This is a genomic window from Methylibium sp. T29-B, from assembly GCF_000576225.1.
Taxonomy (GTDB): domain Bacteria; phylum Pseudomonadota; class Gammaproteobacteria; order Burkholderiales; family Burkholderiaceae_C; genus Methylibium; species Methylibium petroleiphilum.
Window position 1 is genome coordinate 1 of record NZ_AZSN01000232.1, and the last position, 4,050, is coordinate 4,050.

General features: G+C 71.1%; 3 protein-coding genes and 2 pseudogenes. 3 read left to right on the forward strand and 2 right to left on the reverse strand.

Annotated elements, in window-relative coordinates; translation table 11 throughout:
• Positions 1-543, reverse strand: a 543-nt coding sequence (locus tag Y694_RS20165; RefSeq protein ID WP_036235867.1) for a YceH family protein, incomplete at its 3' end; no start/stop codon positions are given.
• Positions 527-1,308, reverse strand: a pseudogene (locus tag Y694_RS20170) (SDR family oxidoreductase). The gene Y694_RS20165 and the pseudogene Y694_RS20170, both read right to left, overlap by 17 nt.
• A gap of 240 nt (positions 1,309-1,548) precedes the next feature.
• Here Y694_RS20170 and Y694_RS20175 point away from each other — a divergent pair.
• The 3 genes and pseudogenes from Y694_RS20175 to Y694_RS20185 all read left to right on the forward strand — a co-directional run.
• Positions 1,549-3,111: a DUF4331 domain-containing protein gene (locus Y694_RS20175; protein WP_231497807.1), complete on the forward strand. Its 1,563-nt coding sequence runs from the start codon at positions 1,549-1,551 to the stop codon at positions 3,109-3,111.
• Positions 3,112-3,127: 16 nt separating this feature from the next.
• Entirely contained in the window at positions 3,128-3,397 is a 270-nt protein-coding gene (locus tag Y694_RS20180) for a hypothetical protein (RefSeq protein ID WP_011829045.1), read from the forward strand.
• Positions 3,394-4,050 (forward strand): annotated as a pseudogene (locus Y694_RS20185) (hypothetical protein); the annotation flags it as partial. The gene Y694_RS20180 and the pseudogene Y694_RS20185, both read left to right, overlap by 4 nt.

Here is a 4,050-nt window from a genome sequence, read left to right on the forward strand (position 1 = left end):
CCACGTCGGGCGGGCCGCGAGCAGTTGCGCCCAGCGCGCCTCGCGCGAGCCCGGCGCGCGCGGCAGCTTCACCACCAGCGGCGGCTCGCGCAGCGCCAGCTCGTCAAGGAAGCCCTCGACCGAGGAGATGTCGGCGAAGCGGTGCAGCCGCTCGGTGTTGGCCCGCAGCTCGGCCGCGGTCTGCGGCCCGCGCAGCATCAGCAGCGTGAGGATCGCCGCGGCCTGGCTGGGCACGCCCAGCACGCGCTGCAGGTTGTGCTCGTAGCGGGCCACGCGGCTGCCGCTGACCTCGATCACCAGGCTCAGGCGCTTGAGCTCGTCGACCGCCGCGAGCACCTCGCTCTCGGTCGCATTGATCACCGGCTCGCGCGCGGTCTTCTGGTTGCAGCCCAGCAGCAGCGTGTTCAGGCTCAGCGGGTAACTGTCGGACACGGTGTGCTGCTTCTCGACCAGCACCGCCACCACGCGCTGCTCGATCAGCGACAGCACGCGCAGCGCTGCCCGCGCGGGCCGGCGCTCGCCGGCGTCAGAGGCCGAATCCATCGTCCGCCTGCAGCACCGCGCCGTTGATGAAATGGCTCTCGTTGGCGCACAGCATCAGCAGCGCGGTGTCCAGGTCCTTGGGCTGGCCGACGCGCTTGCGCGGCATCATGTCCACCAGCTTCTTGCCCTGCTCGGTGCCCCAGTGGTGGTGGTTGATCTCGGTGTCGATGTAGCCGGGGCACAGTGCGTTCACATTGATGCCGTAGCGGCCCCACTCGAGCGCCATCGCGCGCGTCATGTGCACCACCGCGGCCTTGCTCATGCAGTACACGCCGATCTGGCCCAGCACCTTGAGCCCGCCCACCGACGCGATGTTGACGATGCGCCCGCCGGTGAAGGTGCCCGGCGCCGCACCCTTGGCGCGCGCGATCATGCGCTTGCCGACCTCCTGCGCCACGAAGAAGGCACCGCGCGTGTTGGTGTCCATCATGTAGTCGTAGTCCTCCGGCGTCACGTCGATGATGCGTTGCGTGGTGCTGACGCCGGAGTTGTTGACGAGGATGTCGATCGCGCCGCATTCGGTCTCGGCGTGGGCGACCGCGGAGCGGATGCTGTCGGGGTCGGTCACGTCGACGCCGACCACGTGGCGTCGCCGCCCAGGCCCTCGATCTCGGCCCTCAGGGTCTTCAGCCGCTCGATGCGGCGGCCACCCAGCACCACCGCCGCGCCGGCGGCGGCCAGCGTCAGCGCGAACTGCGCGCCCAGGCCGCTGGAGGCGCCCGTCACCAGGGCCACGCGGCCGGACAAGTCGATGGTATGGCTCATGGGGTCTCCGTTCGTCGCCGTGTCGTGTTCTGTGCCAGCCAAGATATCACGCACACGCGTCAGCGCTGTCACCCGGATGACGCCGTTGCATCCGATCGCGCAGCGACTGCGTATGCGACTCCAGCAGGGCCTCGGCACCGTCGCTTCCGGGTGAGGGTCGGACCTTGCGGTCCCACCGCAACCCTGAGGAGACAGCATGCTCGACATCACCCCCCGCGCAGCAGCGGCGCCCTGAAGCTCGTGGTCGCGGCCTGCGCACTGAGCGCCGCCGGCAGCGCCGCGCTGGCGTCCAGCCACCGCGAAGCCCCGTTCATCACCACCGCCCCGAAGGTCGACGCCACGGACTTCTACATGTTCCGCAGCTACGAGACCGGCCGCGCGAACTACGTGACCCTGATCGCCAACTACCTGCCGCTGCAGGACGCCTACGGCGGCCCCAACTACTTCAAGCTGGACCCGAACGCGCTGTACGAGATCCACATCGACAACAACGGCGACGCCAAGGAAGACCTGACCTTCCAGTTCCGCTTCCTGAACGCGCTGAAGGACGTCAAGCTGCCGGTGGGCAACAAGATGGTGTCGATCCCGCTGACGCAGGCCGGCGCCGTGTCCAACGTCAAGGACGCGAACCTCAACGTCGCCGAGACCTTCACCGTCGGCATCGTGCGCGGCGACCGCCGCTCCGGCAGCCGCGCCTCCATCACCAACGCCACCGGCGGCAGCGCCACCTTCGACAAGCCGGTCGACAACATCGGCGTCAAGACCCTCGCCGACTACCCCGCCTATGCCGCCCAGCACGTCTACAGCGTCAACATCCCCGGCTGCAGCGCGCCCGGCAAGGTGTTCGTCGGCCAGCGCAAGGACCCGTTCGCCGTCAACCTGGGCACGATCTTCGACCTGGTCAATGCGCCGGCCAGCGTCATCACCAACCCGGCGAACCTCAATGCCGCGCCGAACACCATCGACGACAAGAACGTCACCACGCTGGCGCTCGAGATCCACAAGGACTGCCTGACCGCCGGCAGCGACCCGGTGATCGGCGGCTGGACCACCGCCAGCCTGCGCCAGGGCCAGCTGCTGTCGGGCGCACCGAAGGCCGGCTACCAGACCGCCTCGCTGAACGCCGGACCCTGGGTGCAGGTGTCGCGCCTGGGCATGCCGCTGGTCAACGAGGTGGTGATCGGGCTGAAGGACAAGGACCGGTTCAACGCCTCCAAGCCGCAGAACGACACGCAGTTCCTCGACTACGTGACCCACCCGACCTTGCCGGCGCTGCTGGGCCTGGTGCTGGCGGACGGCAATGCCGCCGCGCTGGCGCCGACCAACCTGCCGCGCACCGACCTGGCCACGGTGTTCCTGACCGGCATCGCCGGCGTGAACAAGCCCGCCACCGTCACGCCGGCCGAGATGCTGCGCCTGAACACGGCGATCGCACCGGTGCCGCGCGCGCAGCAGAACCGGCTCGGCGTCGCCGGCGAGGTGCTGCGCGTCGGCGGGCCGCAGAACCTGGCGCAGGCGGTCGACCTGGCCGGCTACCCCAACGGCCGGCGGCCGAACGACGACGTGGTCGACATCTCGCTCGTCGCGGTGCTGGGTGGCTTGTGCGTGATCAACGGCGACGGCAACGCGCTGGGCCTGAACGGCGTGCCGGGTGTCAGCAGCCTGAGCTCGCAGTGCAAGCCTTCGAGCGTGCCGCTGGGCGCCACCTCGGCGGCGGTGCACGATGCCGTCGACCAGGCCACGGTGCCGTTGCTGAGCGCCTTCCCCTACCTGGCGACGCCGATCGGCGGCACCAGCCACTGACCCCGAGGAGCACCCCATGAACACCACACGTTTGCGGGCCGCGCTCCTCGCCGCGGCCGCCAGCCTCGCGCTGGCGGCCTGCGGGGGCGGAGGCGGTGGCTCGGCCGAGGACAACAGCGTGGCGCCCGACAGCGCCAGCGCCAGCAACCAGGGCTTCTTCGACTACATCGCCAGCCTGGCCAGCCGCATGCTGGACGACAGCGAACCGGTCGACGTGAGCGCCGTCACGATGCCGCCGGACAACGTGGACGACCGCGCGCCCTACCCCACGTCGATCGACGAATGAGCGTCGGCCGCGCCTGCCGGCGCGTGCCGGCCTGGCTCGGGCTGCTGGCGGTGGCCTGTTCTGCGCAGGCCGCCGCGCTGCGGCCCGCCAGCGACGACGAGATCGTCGAGACCCTGCCGACGCTCGGCACCTACGTGAGCGAGCAGCGCGCGCTGCGGCGCCAGCTGTCGGCGCAACCGCGTGACGCGAAGGCCGCACTGGCACTGTCGCGCAGCCTGCTGGAGCGCGCCCGTCACGATGGCGATGCTCGGCTCGCGGGCCAGGCCCTCGGCGCGCTGCGCGCCTGGGAGGCCGATCCGGCGCCGCCCGCAGAGATCCGCCTGCAGCGCGCCACGCTGCGCCAGTACCTGCACGATTTCGAGGGCGCCGCCGCCGAACTGCAGGCCTTGCTCGCCGCCACGCCGCGCCAACCGCAGGCGCTGCTGACGCTGGCGACCGTCTACCGCGTGCAGGGCCGCTACGCCGATTCGGATGCCGCCTGCGCCCGCCTCGCCGACGCCGGCCAGCCGCTCTACGCCCAGGCCTGCCAGGCCGAGAACCAGGCCCTGCGCGGCGAGAACGAGGCCGCTCGGCGCCGGCTCGACGCCCTGCTCGCCGCGCCGCCCGGCAACCCCGGCTGGCGCGCGTGGATCCACACCACGCTCGGCGAACTG

Coding starts and splice junctions, on each gene's coding strand:
- Y694_RS20180 (WP_011829045.1), top strand. CDS start 3,128: ATGAACACCACACGTTTGCGGGCCGCGCTCCTCGCCGCGGCCGCCAGC.